The following is a 19,984-nucleotide window of genomic DNA, read 5'->3' as shown; positions in this document are numbered from 1 at the left end:
ATGAAAGCATATAATAATTATTCATATTCTTTTACGACACATAAAAACTCTTATTATGCTAAAAAGAAATAAGACAATATAGAGAGAATCATGCAAAATCTATCACCTACACTCTAAAGAACAATCTTTTTCTTCTTATAAGCCTTATTTTTTAAGAAATAAAAACCTACAAAGAAACGCACCCGAGCATGCATATTGATGGAACAGTATCTACGATCATGATAGAAATTACTGAAAGCCTGAGATTCCATTCCCGCATACCAATCACCAGTATTATATATGGCAGCAAGTCTGAACATGGCATCAGGAATAAAATAATGACCGGTATAACGATAGTAATAGTTCTCTGACAAATGACGCTTATAACTCAATTCCATCATCGCCAAACCTCCTACTAACCAACGCGGAGCAGGTACCCAATTATAGGCATAACCTCCCATCAAATAATAACTCTTATAAGAAATATCGGGCATCAAATAGGTGAGCATTTCGGGTGAAATCATGGAGATATTAGTATAACCCTCTATCAAGTCGGCAACTTCCTGTTCTTTACCAGGAATTATATTCTGAGCTGAGAATTTTAAGTACTCACTCGCATTGAAAGAGGTGGAACTTGAATTATAACCAAATCCACCCATCCATGTACCTGCACTACGCTTTTGAACGGTCGACATCGAATAAGCTGCAGGACTGGAGAAATGTTTCCAATTAAAAATATAGTAAAAGTCAAAACCCTCTAGTTTGTTAGATATAAAATTGATATACTGTCCTTCTGCATTAATAAACAAATCTGGTCGATTCAGTTTTACATCATAAAGTTTAAACTGGTTGCCCGTTTCCATACGGAATAAATCAATCACAAATCGTGAGGTTTGCAACTGTAATTCGGTATTGCTACGAGTATCACCATGCTGGTTCTTATATCGCCCTATTTGAAACATAAGGGAATAAGACAGAAGACTGATTCCGACATTAAACCCTGCCATAATAGTAGGTCGTGTGCCGATAACGGCACGATTAATTAACTCAAAATCATTAGCTTTATGAAAATGAGGAGTCATCAAGTCATACGTAAGCTGCGACTGCAACTGTGCCCAACAGAAATAGTGACAAGGCTCTACCCACGCTGTATCACTAGTAAACCAATTAATCAAACCATCAACGACACGACCTAAAGCAGGTAAAAAGCCTTTTTTCTTAACAGGTAATTGAACAGAATCCTTCTGAATATCCTGCGGTAACAACACACTCGAAAAAGATGTTGGGGTAACGATGTTACAAGAGTCAACCTGTATGCCTTCATTGGTACCTTCAGCGGCAAAACCACTAAGGCTAACCAATAAAAACATGAATACTATAATACTGACAGAAAAAAATCTTTTCATAACTATCCTACTTCGAATAATTAATCACTATCGTATCACCGTATACTATCATACTACTCACATTCATGGAAGTATATCTAATCAATTTTGGCACAATCGTCATCGTATAGATGCCATGCCCCACACTATCCTGTTTAAAAAGCTCATCAAAATGTTGAATATCAGCTTGAAAGCCTAGGGAGCGCTCCTTAAAAAGTTTCAATATCGTAGTATCACAACGAGATAAAGAATCCATATAATTCTCATAAGGCAAATCATAAGGATAAGATTTCTTAAAAGAATCAACACATGCGCTAATACGATCAGCCATGCTGCTTACTGTCATCCGATTAGAATCTTCCAAAATAAAATGATCAACACAATAAAAGTCAAATTCTGTAGTCATAAGATATGAAGCTCTAGGATTACGAATCATCTCTTCCTCTTCACTCGAACAAGAAGAAATAACCAAAGCGTACATGATGAGAACTAAAGCAAAGAATAGCGATCTTTTAAACATTATTTTCTTTTTAGTGTAGCAAAGATAGAAAAAAGTAGACCAAAATCGGCATAAAAAACTAAAAAAATAAACAAACACTTGTTTTTTCAAAGAAAAGCAGTTAAATTTGAACTTCAAATGAAAATAGCTATGAATCGGTTTATATCAGCATCGACTAAAATTATCATTCTTATAAACCTTTTATTTCTCTTTTCTAGTACAATTCACGCAGATGAGAGAAAAGATTCCATACCTTTGTCGCTCAAGACAAATGCTGTGGAATGGAGTGTTTTCGCTCCAAATGTAGCTGCAGAATATGGCCTTAACAAACACATTTCTGCAGATATTGATTTGGGTATCAATGCGTGGAATAGACCTAATAATAAGAAATATCGATTCATGCATATCACTGGCGAATTACGCTATTGGACTCATGAAGTTTTTCAAAAAGGTTTTTGGGGTATTCATGCTTCTGCTGGCTCTTTTAATATAAATAAGGTAAAGACTCTCTTTTTTCCGTTTAAAAAAGATTATCGATATCAAGGTACATTCTATAATATTGGTGTGGGCTATGGCAGAAGGTGGAATATTGACGGACATTGGGATATAGAAGCAGAAATTGGCCTAGGGTATTATTACGCACTGTACGACCGCTATAATTGCGAAACTTGCGGTGCCAAACTAGATGAAAACAAAAAGGGCTTTTTCGGACCAACGAAGGTTGCAGTAAACTTAGTATATACTCTTGGTAAAAAAGAAGAAAAAATTAAGGTGCTTCCTGCGGTCTATACACCAAGACCTCACAAAAAACTTACTCCTGCTGAGAAATATAAGAATATTGAGGCTATTGCCGAAAAATATCCTTTCGTCAGAGAAGTGGGTAGCGAGGCCCGTCGCGACCGTCGTCTCACGGTTCGGTTCCCTGTGAATAATGCGGTTATCAAAGGAGAATACATGGGCAATGCAAGTTCGCTTCGCGATATTCTGCAGGCTGTTCAAGATATCAGTGTAGACCAATACGCAGATTTAAACAGTATCAGCATTACCGGTTTTGCTTCTCCTGAAGGAAACGAAGAATATAACCGACAATTATCTAAAGAGCGTGCTCAAGCTCTTAAGGAATACATTCTTAACTTCACCAGTGTAGATGCCGATATCATTACCATTTCTGCAGAAGGAGAAGACTGGATGGGATTGCGAGATGCTGTAGCTAAGAGTAAAATGGCAGAGAAAAATCAGATTCTTAATATTATAGACAATACGCCTGAAGATCTTCGTAAAGAAAAGTTGATAAAGCTGAATGGCGGACAAACTTGGTACAAATTACTTCATACGATTTTCCCTTGGCTACGTGACGCTTGTTATATTAATGTATGGTATAAGAAAAAGTAACTCACCATATTGGCTTTATCTTGAGAATACTATATACATCAAAATCTTGAAAACAGTTGATTTGACTGTTTTTCATGTTTTCACTCCCATATCATTATTACTCAAAAAAAAATAGGCTAAAAAGCTAATTATACCCTTATTTCTGCACATTTAAACCTATACATGATAATTTTTCATGTTTTCTTGGCAAAAAGTTATATCCATGAAAATACTTATTATTTAACTTTGCATATATAAAAATTGAGAACGTAACGGAGATCCAAATCCATTCAAGTAAATCAAGAAATGGATAAAAAAGATATTTAATAATAGATGTTTGATGCGAATATAATTTATGTTGTGGATAAAGAAACCCAAATGTGTAATTAATGCGAATAGAAAAGAGGTGTACTTTATAGTACACCTCTTTTATTTTTCATATAATTACATTTCTAATTTTCGATTACGAATTTAGCAATTGCTTTTATGAGTCATAATTTCAAGTACCATATCATCAGTGGCATTCATTGCATCTTTACCTATACTTGTCAAATTATGAATACTTCGGTCTACATCCTCGTCAATAATACCTTCAGCAGAAGTAACCCATTTACCTTCTATACTCAGCATAGCTGAAAGGATCGCCGTACTTACACCACTACAGATTTTCAACGAACAACTTGGCTTAGCGCCATCACAGATCATACCAGTAAGATTGGCTATCATATTCTGAACAGTATGGCAGATACGCGAATAATCACCGCCCATTAAGTAGGTAATACCACAACTACTACCGATACTAGCTACCACACATCCACAGAGGGCTGAGAGTTTTCCTAAACTCTGCTTAATATAGATAGCCGTGAGATGACTCAACATCAATCCACGAATTGTTTCTTCCTCGGTATTTTCATTTTCCTGCGCAAAGACAGCCACAGGATTAGTCGCACAAATACCTTGATTACCGCTTCCTGAATTACTCATAACAGGAATCATGGCTCCACCCATACGAGCATCACACGCAGAAGCCGTCTTGGATATGATGTTCGAGAAGATTGTATTGCCAAAAATACCATGACTTAAAGGTCTATCCATGGTTTTTCCTAAACAATGTCCATAGTTTCCTTTAATACTTTCTTTAGCTGCACGAAGATTATATTCCTGAGTTTTCAGAATAAATCGCATTTCATCGACAGGAGCAGTCATAGCAAAATCATACACCAATCGCATATTGAGTGCGATTTCTTCCTCCTCACCTTCACTATGCAGAGCGTTGAGCTGGTCTAAACGTATTTCACTGTCAACACTTTCATAGACAAAATGGGTATGACCGCCAGCGATAATGGCTGTGGAAGTATGTCCATCTGCTTCGCATACGATTTCAATGTAGAGTTTTTCTGTGATATCCTTCTTGAGTTGTATATCAATAGTCTGCTCTTGCAGATAACATTTACCTGCTTCTAAGGTTTCGGGGGTAAGATCTTTAATCACCTCTAACTGATAAGAAGATTTACCGATCATAGCACCCAAAGCGATAGCGATAGGAAGTCCGATCATACCCGTACCAGGTATACCGACACCCATAGCATTCTTTAATATATTTGCACTCAGACGTGCAGTTATCTTCTCCGGTCGTCGATTACCTAAATTTTCAGCTGCCTTCGCTGTACACAAAGCCACTGCCATAGGTTCTGTACATCCCACAGCAGGCACAACTTCTCTATTCACGAGAGCAATAATCTGTTCTCGCACTTTCTTTTCCAACACCATTTTATAATTCTCTTCTATTAATGGTGCAAAAGTACGATTTTTTTCTCACATGACTTCTTTTTTTAGCATTCTATTCAGAATTATTCTCGTATAATTTGTCCATTTACATGCACAATGGCCTTAACAGGCTTACCTGTCTTCGAAGTCAACTGATAGTCTACCACCTTTCCGTTTCTCCACTTCATGTTCACAACGATACCCCCACGGGCACAAAGTCCACTTACTTCGCCGTCTTTCCACTCTTCTGGTAAAGCAGGTAAAAGATAGACATGATACTGAGGTTTACGTTTACTATAATCAACCTCACTCTGCAGTAACATTTCACAAACACCTGCGGTACCACCGAAATTTCCATCGATTTGGAAAGGCGGATGGGCATCAAAGAGATTCGGATAGGTTCCACCTCGATGCATACGGTCTTTACCCTGATACTGATCTGGGGTTACATATTGCAACAAACGCTGAAAAGTGCGATAGGCCATATCCGCCCGATGCAGGCGAGCCCAAAGGTTTATACGCCACCCCGTACTCCAGCCGGTAGTCTCTTCACCCTTCTGCAGCAGCGTTTTCTCTGCAGCAGCAGCCAACTGTGGCTGCTGATCTATCGTGATATGGTGCCCAGGATAGAGTCCGATAAGATGTGACTGATGTCGATGATGAATATCGTAATCCTTCCAGTCGTAATACCATTCATTGAGATCACCATCCTTGCCTACCGTATAAGGATGTAATCGGGCTAAAGCCTCACTGACAGTAGGGTAACCTTTTTGGTCTTCTTTTTTCTCTTTCAGTCCGAGCACTTGTCGTGCATGAAGGGTATTCAGCAATAATTCGCGGATAATGGCCAAATCTGCTGTACCACCATAACAAGTTGTACCATGATATCCTTTATCGGTCACATATTCGTTCTCAGGACTGGTACTTGGGGCGGTAATCAACTCACCCGATTTTTGGGGATTATCCACAAGCCAACGTAAAACAAACTGACTAGCGCCATTCAGAATAGGATAAGCAGTACGACGCAGAAAATCAAGATCTTGTGTATAGAGATAATGTTCCCAAAGTGTAGATGACAACCATGCTCCTCCCATATTCCAGTTACTCCACTCCGGACTTTCCCTGCCCTCGCCTACCGGTGCGGTTTTGGCCCAGATATCACTATTATGTGAAGAGCACCAACCTCGGTCTATCCCATAAAAATGGTGCGCCGTGAAATGTCCATTTTGAGCTAAAGATGCCATAAAATCGTGAATGGGTTCTTCCATCTCACTCAGATTGGCAACTTCTGCTGGCCAATAATTCTCTTCCAGATTGATATTTACGGTGTAATTACCACGCCATGGAGCTTCCAGATAGTGATTCCAAAGCCCTTGTAGATTGGCGGGAACACCTGATGTACGAGAACAACTGATCAGTAGATAGCGCCCATATTGGAAATAGAGGGTTTCTAAATAACGGTCAAGATACGCTTGATGATTCTTACCATAGTTTTTTAGGAGTGACCATGTATCCACGGTTTGTGGAGCATGATCGACTGTACCGAGACGAAGTTTGACTCGATTATAAAACTTCTGATAATCAGCTACATGACGACTACGCAATTCGTCATAGCTATAATTTTGCAAATGCCATAAATCATCAGTTACCTGAGCGAGGTAAGGTGCACCATCTTGCACCGGATGTTTATCAGCACCAGCAAAACTGGTTTCGTTCACTATATATATAATAAGGGTATCAGCATGTTCCACTCTCAATTTTCCATGAATTACCTGAACTGTCCCACCTTGAGCACGAGCCTGAAGCATGGTGCAAAAATGAGTAGATTCGCTGCTGACGCCTTGAGCATGTCCCAACATCGTAAGTTGACCTTGAGCGGTATTAGCCTGCAAACTTCTGGTAAGCGAAGCCTTCACTTGTACTGGCAACAGCGAACCGATAGAAATATCCATCGAAACACTTCCCTTTTTGTCGCCACTAATACGAATGGCCAGCATATTGTCGGGATTATCAGCAAAATATTCACGCTGATACAGTACTCCACCTTGTCGATAACTGATTTTAACCAGTGAACTATCCAGATCGAGTTGACGCTGATAATCAGAATAACGCTCGTCTGTTAAACTAGTAAGTTGAAGTGTACCTAAAGGCTGATAAAACGCTGAATTTTTTCCTTGCAGATGCAATTGTAGAGAATCGGCCTTACGATAGTTTTCTGCAAAGAGTGCTTTTCGTATTTCTGGTAGCCATAAAGAAGCTCCCTTTCCCTCATCTAGGTCTACAGGCTTACCAGTCCACAAAGTGATATCGTTTAGATAAATCGTATCGTGTTTCGGATTACCATAGACCAATCCGCCAAGCTTACCATTACCAATCGGTAAAGATTCCTCGAAATAGTGAGCAGGCTCATGATAGAGAAGTTGCATTTGTGCCCATGAAGGAGCCCAAAACTTCATAAGCAGGAAACCAGACAACAGTATGGATTTTAACATATATGAAGGTTTTTAGATACGCAAATATACTAAAAATTGACACACAAAGCCCCCCAAAAACTGCTTTTTATATGATTATTTGTCCAAAAAGATAGTTTTTATGATCAATAAAGAAGCACACTAATCAAAAAAAATGTATCTTTGCATCCATACATGTGTAAGAAAACAAGTACATACGAGAGTATTCATAATGAAACATTGGCTTTTATTTGCTTTTTATTATTTACTAAGTTTAAGTATATATGCTGCGCAAAGCAGGACTGACTTTGATGTAAAAAAGCTGGGACTCCGAGAAGGACTTTCCAGCAACTATATTCTTGACATAAAACAGGATAAATGGGGATTCATGTGGTTTGCCACAGAACAAGGGCTTAATCGTTTCGACGGTTCCCACTTTATCAGTTATTATAAATCACCAGGTCAGCTGACGGATAATAATATTAGAAGTCTACTCGATGATCCCAAACGACCGATACTTTGGATTGGTACACGAGACCGTGGCCTGAATGCATTTAATTATGCCACGAACACCTTTAAAAATTATCGACATAACAATCAAGACAGATATAGTCTGATAGCCAACGAGATAACCTATCTTACACGTGCTTACGATGGCAATATGTGGATTACTACCTATAGTAGTGGTTTGGATCACTTTAACTACAAAACAGGGAAGTTTACTCACTATAATAGTAAGAATGTGAAAGGGTTACCCGATGATGATCTTTGGTGTGCCCTTGATTTGCGCGATGGACTGATATTAGTAGGCCACAGGCATCATGGTCTTACCTTAATTAATACCCATACACGAAAAGCTAAAAACTACCGTGCTAATTCTATCCAACCATCATCGCTTATGAGCGATGAAGTGAATAGTCTTTATCAAGACCCTGTCGGTAATATTTGGGTAGGCACGAGTAAGGGGCTCTGCCTGTATGATTACGCTACAGACAAGATTACTCCTATCCATCACCCACAGATAGATGGCCACCGCATTTTCACCATCGGCATATCTGAGAATTACCGCATCATGGTGAGTGTCGAACAAAATGGTATCATTCTACTCCATTCACCTCAAGAACTTTCACAAAAAGAGGTTTTCCATTTTAATCAGATTACGGCTGGCGACACCCAACATAGTCTGGTGAGTAATTTTGTACGCACATTCTACGAAGATTCCCATCACAATCTATGGATAGGCCATTACGGTTCAGGGGTAAACTTTATCACAAATTCTCTACCACCTATCCGCAAAATTATATACGGTGCCAACTCTGATGAGTTTTTATCTGCACGTTCTGTATTAAGTCTTGTGGTGGATAACCAAAATCATCTTTTTGTCGGTACAGGTGGCTACGGTGTGGCTGAATTTTCACCAGATTTACATCGCATAGCCGAATATTCGATGAATAACAGTGTTATACGGGCTGCTTATAAGGATAAAAGCGGCAATCTATGGTTTGGTTCCTATCTCAATGGTGCTTATGTACGCAAAGGTTCTCAGATGACTCATATTCTTAATAACGAAGACGTCAGATGCTTTCAGGAAGATCCTTTAGGAAGAATAAGAATAGGTACAGCCACCGGTGTCATTATAGTCGACAAGAATACGCTAAAAGTAATTCGCTCTATAAAGAGAGAGGGGTTTATGGTTACCTCTATTGTTTTCGACAAAAAGGGTAATGCGTGGGAAAACGTATTGGGAGACGGTATCTATGTATATAGTCCTAACGAAAAACTCGTTAAGAGATTTAGCTCACGTACCGGTTTCCCTACGAATACCGCTGCACATCTGATGCAAGATCGAGATGGATATATCTGGGCTGCCACGGATGAAGGATTAGTACGATTCGACAACCAGTTTGTTAAGGGCAAATATAAACTATATACGACAAAAGATGGATTGAAGAGTAATTTCATTCGAGCTGTCATACAAAATCGTGATGGAGATATCTGGGTAAGTACGGCGAAGGGATTGAGCTGCCTTAGAAAGGGAAAATTTATTAACTTTGGTTATAACGATAATGTCTTAGTTGGCGATTTCGTGGCTGGCTGTGTAGCTCAAGGCCTTAATAATATCATTTATTTCGGTACTACTGAAGCTGGCCTCAACTATTTTAATCCAAAGGATATCTTCTCGCGTCGCAAAGAACTTAAAGCGTATATCACTGGCCTTCATCTCTACCATAATAATGGTAATGAAATAGAAGATAGTGTCGTCAATCTGATTGGCAAAAAGGAATTAAGAGTGGAATCAGACCAGAATACTCTGGATATAGACTTGAATATTCAAGAATATGAATATAGACACTGTGTGGAATATTGTTACAAACTGGAAGGTGTCAATAAGGATTGGTACTATACATCTAAAAACAGAGCCATTCTCCATGAGGTACCTTATGGTACACATAACCTGTTAGTAAAGTGTCACTTACGTAATCAGCCTTGGCCTAAAAAGTATACAGCGTTCAAACTGATTATAGCTGCCCCATGGTATTTCACTTGGTGGATGAAGATGCTCTATATCTTTGTATTTATCGGTGTCATTTTTGTGATAGTCCGTACAATTATTCGTCATATCCAATTAAAATATTTGTTAGAATCAGAGAAGATGAATCTGGCTAACGAACAGGCTTTGAGCGAAGAGCGTATACGCTTCTATACGAATATCACGCACGAACTTCGTACCCCTCTTACTCTCATTTTGAGTCCACTAGAAGACATTTCTAAGCGCACCGATTTACCTGATTCGGTCAACCATCAGTTGTCTCTTATTCATCAGAATGCACAGCATCTCAACAATTTAATCACATCTATCCTTGAATTCAGAAAATCTGTGAGCAAAACTCGAGAATTGTTGATATCACATGATAATATTGTTGATTATATCCACGAGTGCATTATAAAATATCAAGAACTCAATCGTAAGAAGGAGGTAGAGATTCGATTCTTTGCCCAAGAACCTCGTATCGAAATGTATTTTGACAAGGATGCTATTGGCATGATTGTCGATAATCTGGTAACTAATTCTATTAAATATACCGAAAGAGGGTCGATAGATATCAGCGTAGAACGACGAAGACTATTAAATAAGCATTTGGTAGATATCACTATAAGTGATACTGGACATGGTATCTCTCAAAAGGCTCAAGAGCATATTTACGAATGCTTCTACCAAGAGAGAGGTAAGCACCAGGCCTTTGGCACAGGTATCGGTCTGGCTTTGGTTAAGCAGTTGGTCGAACTCCATCAGGGTACTATTCAGTTGAAGAGCAGTCTTGAGCAAGGTACCAGTTTCGTTGTATCGCTCGATGAGGAGAATGTATATCCTAAAGCTAAACGAAGTAACCAGCATACTCCTACCGCTGCAAACACGAAAGAACTGTCTACAGAAAATAACCAAGCTGCAGACGAAAAGCCGATTATGCTCGTCGTGGAAGACAACCACGATATTCTCGAATATGTGACAGCATCATTTGCACAACATTTCACAGTCAAACAGGCACAAAATGGCCAAGAGGGTTTGGCTATCGCACTCGAAACCATTCCAGACATCATTATCTCAGATATCATGATGCCGAAAATGAATGGTAACATGATGTGCCGTACTCTGAAAGAGGATATGCGTACTTGTCATATACCTATTATATTATTGACAGCTAAGGATTCTAATGATGCTAAAGTGGAAGGTTATGAGGCTGGTGCCGATAGTTATATTACCAAACCGTTTACGCATGCTATACTAGAGAGCCGTGTTAACAATCTGCTGCAACAACGTAAACGTATGGCCAGTGTCATTCTCGAATCACAGACAGAGACGGTCTTAAAATATGGGAACAGAAGGACTACTCCACCTAAAACTTTTAAATCTGAAACCGTGGGACAGGCCTTTATGCTGTTATCTGCACTCACAGCTGCCAAAAAAGATGGAAAAACTTCTGTAAATTCGGATTCTATAGATTTTTTGAAAACAGATGAAAATCCACAATACACAGCTATAACAACGGCAAATGAAACCGTTAGACTGAATACTACGGACAAGAAATTCCTGGATAAGGTAAACCAATACATCCAGGATAATATTAGGAACGACCTCGATGTCAATATGATAGCCGATCATGTAGCCATGAGTGGAAGTTCACTCTATCGTAAGATGAAAGCTCTTACCGGACTCTCTACCAACGAATACATCCGAAAATACAGGATGCATTATGCTGAACAACTGATGATGGAGAATAAATATAGTCTTAACGATATTTCATTTATGGTGGGTATCAACAGTATCGCCTATTTCAGAAAGAGTTTTAAAGCTGAATTTGGTGATCTGCCTACAGATTATATGAAGAAAAAAGGATTGCTATAAATCAACAAAACGAAATCATTATTTAAACATAAAATCATAAAAACAATGAGTATATTAATTAAAGACACGACAAAAGAAGAACGCCTCAAAATCGTTTTAGAAGCCCTCGGCATGGATGCCGGTGGATGTGAAGACTATGACGAAAGCGTGGTCGACGATATCTATCTTGACTATATCGAAGGTAAGAAAGAGATTGCACAGATTAATCGTGAATGTAGTGAAAAACTAGCTGGTACTGTACATTAAGTATCAGCTAGCTTTCAGCTTTCAATATACGGGAAAAGAGCGAAAACGTTAATGATTATCAATAAAACAAAAGATATAGGTTGAAATACGAATACATATCACTATTAATATGTATATTTGTCTTGAACAACCTTTAAAGTATATTTCTATCACATAGATTATTCGCATTTCATAATATCATTCAAGACCAAACATCAGCATCAAAATGAAAAAAATAGTAGTACTTATAGTTATAGCAATTGCTGTTACTATATATTATTGTTGTAACAACAATATCGAAGCATCGGCTAAAGGCCGATTACAATATTTACATGAAAACCCAAATGACCCTGCGTGGCATGAATTTCATATCAATCCCTCTACCAAGGATATCCTCAAAGACATCAAGCTGGGATTTATTGATCAAAATATTTGTACGCTAAATTACAATGTTACTGTCTTCACTCCTGAAGGCAAAACCATAACTATACCTTGTGAATATCTCTATACAGAGATGTATCCTAATCATAAGGTTTTTGACCAGCATACAGACGACAAACTGATGATAAGCGAATGCATTACGACTCTCATTCCTGAGGATAAAATCAGAATGGATGAGGAGATGATACAGTATGAAAGCATATTAAAGAAAAAGGGTATCAGCATGCGTTATCTGATGACACACTCTGTAAAAGATGTTGCCAAGACTTATCGCAAGCAGATTTTGGCATACGGTCATATCCGAGCTAATGATCCTGACTTGGAGCATTGTGTCTTATACCATGCAGCTATTCTTAAAGTAAAATTCCATGGTCGCATGATTCGCTATACGCAGCATAATGCTAATATCAGTACCAGAATTAAGAATATGTTAGGAGAATATCTATAAATAGCTTAACGCTTATCGGAGCTATCTATACGATTCCCGTAGATTATTACCTATAAAAATCGGGCACTTGCCTTACGCACGTGCCCGATTTCGCTGTTAACTATTCCTTGTTTATTAATATCCATAATTCTGATAGAGTTGTTTGGCTTCATCGCTCAATGCATGGCCAGCCTCATCTGTCAGTGTATTGAGGAAATTCACATGGAATGGCTTAATCGTCATATAATTCTGGAAATTTCCTTTTGGCTTACCCGTCTGTCCGGTAGACGACGTGGTATTGTCTGAACTATCCCAGCTTCCTACAGCATAGGTCGTATTATTTTCATTAGCACCCATCTGATTATGCCACTGTATGCGCTCAGCCTGGAGTCCCGAATGATGAAGTCCTTCATAATATATTTCTTCTTCATTAAACTCACGGGCATACTCATTATAGATAAACTCTATAAAACGCTTCGCGTCTGTATCTGCGGTAGGAGGATAATTCTCTTGTAATGATTTTGCAGAAGTTCCATCCCAATAGCTGGCATCAACCTTAATCTGTGCATAAGCGTCATTGCTTACGGTATAAGGATACACCTGCTCGTCTGCATTCAGCAGCTCATGTCCAGGATACAATCTAGCCAACACCTCGTTACGAGTTTCACCGGCTTTGAAAGCTGCACGATAGCGCAACTGGTTGATATCAGCAATAGCGTTGCTATAATCACCCTTTCGACCGTATGCTTCCGCACGGAGCAGATAAGTTTCAGCAAGGCGGAATACAGGCACGTCACGAGTTCCAAAGTGAGCATTCACACCACTACGGTTTGGATCATTATATTTTGTCGTACCTGGCTCACCGGTCAAAACTTGATTCTCAAGACCATAATGGTTGGTCGAAGCTCCAGAACCGAGATCGTTGACAAAAGAATATTGAGTACCTTTAGGTACAATCTGTGGACGATAATAATACTTGCCATCCTTTTTCATCCAACGAGCAAAGAGTACAAATGGTTGTGCATCAGCCTCTTCTACATCAATAGCCGTTTCTTTTGTATTTTCCAGATAGGCAAAGGCCAAATCGCCTGTTCCCATTTTATGTTCACCTGCCACAGCCTTTCTACCACCCCAGGACGCACGCTTATAGGTAGGTTGAATATGCGTATTGAAATATTCCGCCTGAGCTTCAGTCCAAGTATATGTACCATTGCTAGCATCGTTATAGGCATAATATTTCTCGTCGGCAGCAGCACTGCTAGAAGTTCCACCATTCAAAGCTGTAGTGTATTCCAGATGGAATGAATTCTGATATCTACTATCATTGATTTTATCTGTATAGACATCAAATCCCCAGTCATTGTTATGATAGTATCCTGCCTTAGGTTGGGTCTCATTTTCCCAGGTATAATTTGGTATACCCCATTTTGCATCCACATATTTACCCGCAAAGAGCGCCACTACTCGATTACCGTAGCGATAGTTATCGGTTCCGTTACCATAAACTGCGGATAAAATAAGTTCTTTACTTCCTTCGTTACTCCAGTCACCGATGCCACACTTGAAAATATTACCATAGTTACTCTCCAGTTGATATTGTCCACTCCCTATCACGGCATTCGCATAGTAAATAACCGAATCAAGATCGGTACTGACATTACCCTTATATAACTGTCCCAAATACGATTTCGCATGAGTGTTATCGATAGTTCCATCAGTATTTCTACCATATTCGCTCGTACCATACGCAGCACCCTGTGCACGATAAAGGTATAGTTTGGCTAGGAAGTGAGCAGCAGCATACTTGGTTATTCGACCAAACTCTGAGTCACTATAGCTGGCTGGCAGATGCTCGTAAGCATAACGCAAGTCACCTATCAGAAGGCGATACAGTTCTTCTGCAGGCTGGCGCTTATAGTCGAAATTGTCTGGCATAGTCGTTACACTCGTTGTAGGAATATAGATATCACCAAAAAGTGTGTTCAGACTGAACAATACATAAGCTCTATTAAAGAGGGCTTCTGACAGTCTTCGTGCGGCATAATTTGCATCCGTGGCATAGTCGCCCACAGCATTACCCGAACGGATAGCGGTTATGGCTCGGTTACAAGCTGCCACTACAGGATAAGCATTGATGATATAGCCCGACTGCTGTTTGCTCTGCGTACCCAGGAAGGTATTACCCTGGGTAGCGATGGTACCAGAAGAAGACCAGGCTGACGAAGAAAAATTATTCACTGCTGTAGACCCACTGCAGATACCAACATCTGTACCGGTTTCAAACATGTATCCACCTTCCTGATAAGGATGACGCAGACGAACAGCATTATAAGTACTTACTATGAGCTGATCTAAACCCTGCTGAGTTTCAAAATAATCCTGAGTGATGGTACTTACCATCTCTTCTTTCAGGAAACTATCTGAGCAACTGGTCAATGTAGCCCCCAGCGCTGTAAAATATATGATATTTTTTACGATTTTATTCATGTACTAATCTCCCATTAAAAACCTAATTTTACTCCTAATACAAAACTCTTGGTGATGGCTGTATTGTTCGTCTGTCCACCGATATGATTACTACTTGTCCATCCGGTTACATCATCAGGGTTGATACCAGCCTTAACCAGTTCTCCACCAAAGATAAACGGATTGAGCACCTGCGCATAAACTTCAGCACTGCCGAGTCCGAGCGAACGTAACTGTCTGCGCTTAAAGGTATACGACAAACCGATATTCTTCACCAGTACCATGTCGCTACGTGAATAGTTGCGTACATAGTCGTAATCAGTGGTACGTGTAGCTGTTGTAGGTTGAGCAAAAGCTGCATCGGTGTTCGTTTCGCTCCAAGTATCGTTTTCTACTCTACGACCTATGGTCTGTGTCAAACCATAATACCATCCACCAAATCGACCATAGATATAGGTACTCAGGGTCCAATTCTTATATTTAAAAGTATTTGTCAAACCAGCTTCCCACTTTGGCGATTTATTGTATACCACTTTATCATCTTCATCAAAGGTACCAAAACCATTATTCTCATAATAATAGGTAGTACCATTATAAGTGAAAGATTTAGCTCCTGCAGTGTTCTCATCAACAAGAATTAGCGGCTGATCCTTAATCTTATACTGTCCTGCCAAGAAGGTTAAACCGTTAGCAGAATAAGCTGCTCTGAGCAAAGCATCCTCTTCTGTATTTTGCCAGATACGGTCGTATTTATAGTCATAATACACGTTTAACGCTTCTCCGATAAACCAGTTATTGGCTGCCATATCTTCTTTACCATTTACAAGACTTACGATTTCCTCATGATTAGTAGAGAAACTCAAATCTGTCTGCCAGGTGAAGTTGCGTGTCTGGATATTCGTGCTTGATAATGCAAGTTCAAAACCTCTATTTTGTGTTTCACCGACATTCGAACGTATCTGTGCATATCCCGTAATCACCGGTATGCTTCGGTTCATAATGACATCGCTTGTACGAGAGGTATAGAAGTCTATCGAACCATTGAGGCGTCCTCTGAATACACTGAAGTCTACACCCAGATTAAATGAAGAAGTACGCTCCCATTTCAAGTTATAATTTGGCATTACGTCTGGTTTGGCACCTGTAGTATTCGATACATTACCACCAATACCAAATGGGATACTGGCGAATTCAGAAGTTACAGAACCAGAAGTAGAATAAGCACTCACAGACGAGTTACCCGTAACACCATATCCAGCACGAAGTTTCAACTGATCGAGCCATTTTACATCCCTAAGGAAACTTTCCTCACTTGCCTTCCATGCGAAAGCTGCCGATGGGAAGAAATCCCACTTGTTACCTTCTGCCAGTACACTTGCACCATCCTTTCTACCCGTCAAAGTAAGCAGATAGCGGTTCTTAAAAGCATAGTTCAGACGGGCCATATAAGAAGCACGGGTCCAGTTGGTGTAACTGCTACCATAGGTTGTCTGCTGATCGTCACTATCGCCTACATCATACCATTTTGCAGTTGGATAAACGGTACCATAAGCACGCACATTGAGCGACTCTGTACGATAACGTTCTGCACTCTGCAACAGGGTGAGTCCGATGTGGTGGTCTGGAGTAATGTCTTTTTCATAGAAAATCAGATTTTCAAGTGTCCATGACAGAGATTCACTATGCTGATTATAAGCTACACCTGCTGCCGTACTTACTATTTCATAAGGGTTACTCCAATTTTCTCCATAGTAACTGCCATAGCGTGAACTACGGAACTGGGCACCAAAGTTGGTACGCCACTTCAGACCCTGTAAAGGAGCATAGATATGACCGAAATCAAGCTCAGCATAAGAACTAAGGTTGGTCGCATAATAGCGATATTCGTTTTCCGACTCATCGATATCCGATAGGATGTTATGTCCTGCACTACCACTAGTACTTCCGATAAGATAACTTCCGTCTTCATTATAAGCAGGTACCCATGGAAGTGTATTCAGAGCCAATCCATATGAATCTTTAGCTACGGAATTCGATGAGTTTTGCACGATACCATAATTTTTCAGCGAATAAGCAGCATTCAGATTCAAACCGACATTGAGCCACTGGGTAGCTTGTATACTACCATTCACATTGGCCGTTACACGGGTATAGTCTTGGTCTTTCATCGGCACTTGCTGGTCAAGATAGCCTAACGAGATATACAGTTTACTCTTGTCACTACCAGCCGACAAAGATACTTGATGATTCTGTGAGAAAGCTGTACGAGTAGCCAAATCAGCCCAGTCGGTATTCAACAGTTTCGATGAATCGTATACAGGTACCTGGTCTGCATAGCCTGCAGCTTTTTCTGCTTCTGTTGCATCACGAAGCACCACATTACCATTAGCATCATACTGATAACCAGACTTGATGACACGGTCGCACCACTCCTCTGTACCGATAAAGAGCACTTTATCACGATCAGGATCTGGAGCTGTACCATACGAGCCATTATAGGTTCCACCCGTAATAGCAGCCTGTCGCTTATAGTCAAGCAGTTCACCCGCACTCATCCAGTCGGTCAGCGAGTGCAGTGTACTCCAGCTGAAAGTACCATCGTAATTGATCGTTACCTTACCTTTAGCCCCCTTCTTCGTATTCACGAGAATGACACCATTCGCACCACGCGAACCATAAATAGCGGTGGCAGAAGCATCTTTAAGTATCTCGATACTCTCAATATCACTTGGCGCGATATCCGATAGCGAACCAGCTGTAAACGGTATACCGTCTACAACGTATAATGGTGCATTATCAGCCAACAAAGAACGACTACCACGTATAAGTACACTTCCCAGTTCACCAGGACGATTATTTGAACTTACCTGTACACCAGGCGCCTTACCTTGCAGTGCCTGCAATACATTTTGCACCGGGCGTTCTGTCAGCGTTTCGCTGTTGATCTGTGTCAAAGCACCCGTCAGGTCACTCTTCTTCTGCTGACCGTAACCCACGACCACCACTTCCTGCAAGTGATTCAGATTTTCAGATAGATTTACGTCGATACCCTCATTGGTCAGTTCGTACACATCTACCTCCTCTGGATTATACCCTGTATACGAAATAAGAAGAACAGTTGGTGTATTATCCACTTTCAGACGAAACTTACCATCGATATCTGTAACCGATGTCAGCTTATTCGCACTTTTACCTTTTACACTCACCACTGCACCGATAATAGGCTCACCGGTATGAGCATCACGAACAGTACCTATAATATCTTGCGCCCAGGCTGATAGTTGTACCAACAGACCAGTCAGCAAAATAAGGTCCCTCTTAAGTTGTTGTAGTTTTTTTACTTTAAATTCCATACGCTAACACTTAGATTTATAAAGTTATTCGCAAGCAGTTTATAAATGCTTTTTTTCGGTGGTGCAAAGGTACGGCTGTCTGTTTGCCCACACAATCCCGTTGACATGGTAAATTATATCGCTATAATTTGGTAAAATAAAATACCACAAACTAGTGATAACGTTTTCTTTCTTCGTTGCAAAAATCATGAATCAACCGATGAAACATCATCGTGTAAAAAATATTTTTGTAACTTTGTATCGTTTTTTAGTAAATATGAATCATGATGCCACAATACACTGACAAGGTCTTAACTATCGCTCTGTTAGTAACCTTTTTCCTCGTAACCTCTTGCCGTACGGTTAACCAGACTTCCATACCTTATCAGCAGATAACGGGATGGAGCAGACACAGCAATGCTCAGGTAACCCACTTCCTACAAACGACAGACACAATGAAAAGCCGTAAAGTAGCTGTATTCGATTGTGATGGCACACTTATCGGACAACGTCCGTATTATCTCAACGATGAGGCCTTATTCTCTTATATGGCCGCCTACCGAGGTAAAACTGACGATATTTCCAAACAGAAATATGCACTCTTCGAAAAATTCTGCAGCGAAAAAGAAACGCTTACTGATGACGAGTATTATCATTATTATGCCCGCATGCTGAGTGGCATGACACGAGAAGAGGCTCGCCAAATCGGTATCCGTACCTATAACCGGTGCTACACTTCTAAAGTCTTCACCGATATGCAGACACTTATCACCAATCTGAAGCGCCACAATTTTGAAATCTGGGTGGTCACAGGTTCTCTAGAACTCCTTTATCAGCAGGTATGTACCGAAGCCTTTGGTATTCCTGAAGACCATATTATCGGCATACGCATCAAAGAAGGTGCTGATGGCAAACTCATGGACGAATGTGAACGTCCACTTTCGCTCGAAGCTGGCAAGGTGAATGCTATCAAGAAGTATATAGGGGTAAAGCCACTGTTGGCTGCAGGCAATAGCCGTGGCGATTTAGAGATGATGCAATATGCCCAATCGCTAAAGATTATTCTTAATCCGAACGATACTCGCGCTTTAGACGTGCTCGGAGGAAAAACACTCAAAAAATATTGGCAGGCAGACTCTAACTGTATCGTAGAACAAGCTCTCGATATCGACGATGGCTATCCGTATTTCTGCCACACCATCAACCTTCCTCAAAATTAAGAATAGACAAGAGATTT

At 40.1% G+C, this 19,984-nt stretch carries 11 protein-coding genes; 5 read left to right on the top strand and 6 right to left on the bottom strand.

Translation table 11 applies throughout. The features are described 5' to 3' along the window. Nucleotides 1-113: 113 nt before the first annotated feature. A complete protein-coding gene (locus L6469_RS12135; RefSeq protein ID WP_006281151.1) occupies nt 114-1,385 on the bottom strand; it encodes a DUF4421 family protein in 1,272 nt (423 codons plus the stop codon). A 7-nt stretch (nt 1,386-1,392) separates the two neighbouring features. Beyond that, entirely contained in the window at nt 1,393-1,884 is a 492-nt protein-coding gene (locus tag L6469_RS12130; RefSeq protein WP_006281150.1) for a hypothetical protein, read from the bottom strand. 129 nt (nt 1,885-2,013) lie between these two features. On the opposite strand from L6469_RS12130, the gene L6469_RS12125 reads away from it, so the two are divergent. Continuing rightward, the gene (locus tag L6469_RS12125; protein ID WP_176969581.1) at nt 2,014-3,255 is read left to right on the top strand and encodes a DUF3575 domain-containing protein; all 1,242 of its coding nucleotides are present in this window, start codon (nt 2,014-2,016) and stop codon (nt 3,253-3,255) included. A gap of 450 nt (nt 3,256-3,705) precedes the next feature. Here the strand turns inward: L6469_RS12125 and L6469_RS12120 are convergent, their stop codons facing one another. After that, nucleotides 3,706-5,004 carry a serine dehydratase subunit alpha family protein gene (locus L6469_RS12120; protein ID WP_006281148.1) on the bottom strand — a complete coding sequence of 433 codons (1,299 nt, stop codon included), beginning with the start codon at nt 5,002-5,004 and terminating at the stop codon, nt 3,706-3,708. 80 nt (nt 5,005-5,084) lie between these two features. Further along, nucleotides 5,085-7,493 carry a glycosyl hydrolase family 95 catalytic domain-containing protein gene (locus L6469_RS12115; protein ID WP_006281147.1) on the bottom strand — a complete coding sequence of 803 codons (2,409 nt, stop codon included), beginning with the start codon at nt 7,491-7,493 and terminating at the stop codon, nt 5,085-5,087. Nucleotides 7,494-7,683: 190 nt separating this feature from the next. On the opposite strand from L6469_RS12115, the gene L6469_RS12110 reads away from it, so the two are divergent. The 3 genes from L6469_RS12110 (at nt 7,684) to L6469_RS12100 (ending at nt 12,970) form a co-directional block, all read left to right on the top strand. Next, nucleotides 7,684-11,856 carry a two-component regulator propeller domain-containing protein gene (locus L6469_RS12110; protein WP_006281146.1) on the top strand — a complete coding sequence of 1,391 codons (4,173 nt, stop codon included), beginning with the start codon at nt 7,684-7,686 and terminating at the stop codon, nt 11,854-11,856. Between the two features lie 45 nt (nt 11,857-11,901). After that, entirely contained in the window at nt 11,902-12,102 is a 201-nt protein-coding gene (locus L6469_RS12105) for a hypothetical protein (RefSeq protein WP_027453993.1), read from the top strand. 205 nt (nt 12,103-12,307) lie between these two features. Further along, nucleotides 12,308-12,970, top strand: coding sequence for a hypothetical protein (locus tag L6469_RS12100; RefSeq protein ID WP_039869303.1), 663 nt, complete (start codon nt 12,308-12,310; stop codon nt 12,968-12,970). Nucleotides 12,971-13,084: 114 nt separating this feature from the next. On the opposite strand, the gene L6469_RS12095 is transcribed toward L6469_RS12100, so the two are convergent. Beyond that, nucleotides 13,085-15,436 carry a RagB/SusD family nutrient uptake outer membrane protein gene (locus L6469_RS12095; protein WP_074803023.1) on the bottom strand — a complete coding sequence of 784 codons (2,352 nt, stop codon included), beginning with the start codon at nt 15,434-15,436 and terminating at the stop codon, nt 13,085-13,087. Between the two features lie 14 nt (nt 15,437-15,450). Beyond that, entirely contained in the window at nt 15,451-18,768 is a 3,318-nt protein-coding gene (locus tag L6469_RS12090; RefSeq protein ID WP_074803020.1) for a SusC/RagA family TonB-linked outer membrane protein, read from the bottom strand. Nucleotides 18,769-19,031: 263 nt separating this feature from the next. Between L6469_RS12090 and L6469_RS12085 the strand changes: the two genes are divergently transcribed. Continuing rightward, nucleotides 19,032-19,967: an HAD family hydrolase gene (locus tag L6469_RS12085; RefSeq protein WP_083382189.1), complete on the top strand. Its 936-nt coding sequence runs from the start codon at nt 19,032-19,034 to the stop codon at nt 19,965-19,967. The last annotated feature ends 17 nt before the right edge of the window (nt 19,968-19,984 follow it).

The sequence above is a fragment of the Segatella baroniae B14 genome, assembly GCF_022024235.1.
Classification (GTDB): Bacteria; Bacteroidota; Bacteroidia; order Bacteroidales; family Bacteroidaceae; genus Prevotella; species Prevotella bryantii.
The sequence above is the reverse complement of the archived record's forward strand: the minus strand, read 5'-3'. Positions and strand labels throughout refer to the sequence as shown.

Coding starts and splice junctions, on each gene's coding strand:
- L6469_RS12135 (WP_006281151.1), bottom strand. CDS start 1,385: ATGAAAAGATTTTTTTCTGTCAGTATTATAGTATTCATGTTTTTATTG.
- L6469_RS12130 (WP_006281150.1), bottom strand. CDS start 1,884: ATGTTTAAAAGATCGCTATTCTTTGCTTTAGTTCTCATCATGTACGCT.
- L6469_RS12125 (WP_176969581.1), top strand. CDS start 2,014: ATGAATCGGTTTATATCAGCATCGACTAAAATTATCATTCTTATAAAC.
- L6469_RS12120 (WP_006281148.1), bottom strand. CDS start 5,004: ATGGTGTTGGAAAAGAAAGTGCGAGAACAGATTATTGCTCTCGTGAAT.
- L6469_RS12115 (WP_006281147.1), bottom strand. CDS start 7,493: ATGTTAAAATCCATACTGTTGTCTGGTTTCCTGCTTATGAAGTTTTGG.
- L6469_RS12110 (WP_006281146.1), top strand. CDS start 7,684: ATGAAACATTGGCTTTTATTTGCTTTTTATTATTTACTAAGTTTAAGT.
- L6469_RS12105 (WP_027453993.1), top strand. CDS start 11,902: ATGAGTATATTAATTAAAGACACGACAAAAGAAGAACGCCTCAAAATC.
- L6469_RS12100 (WP_039869303.1), top strand. CDS start 12,308: ATGAAAAAAATAGTAGTACTTATAGTTATAGCAATTGCTGTTACTATA.
- L6469_RS12095 (WP_074803023.1), bottom strand. CDS start 15,436: ATGAATAAAATCGTAAAAAATATCATATATTTTACAGCGCTGGGGGCT.
- L6469_RS12090 (WP_074803020.1), bottom strand. CDS start 18,768: ATGGAATTTAAAGTAAAAAAACTACAACAACTTAAGAGGGACCTTATT.
- L6469_RS12085 (WP_083382189.1), top strand. CDS start 19,032: ATGATGCCACAATACACTGACAAGGTCTTAACTATCGCTCTGTTAGTA.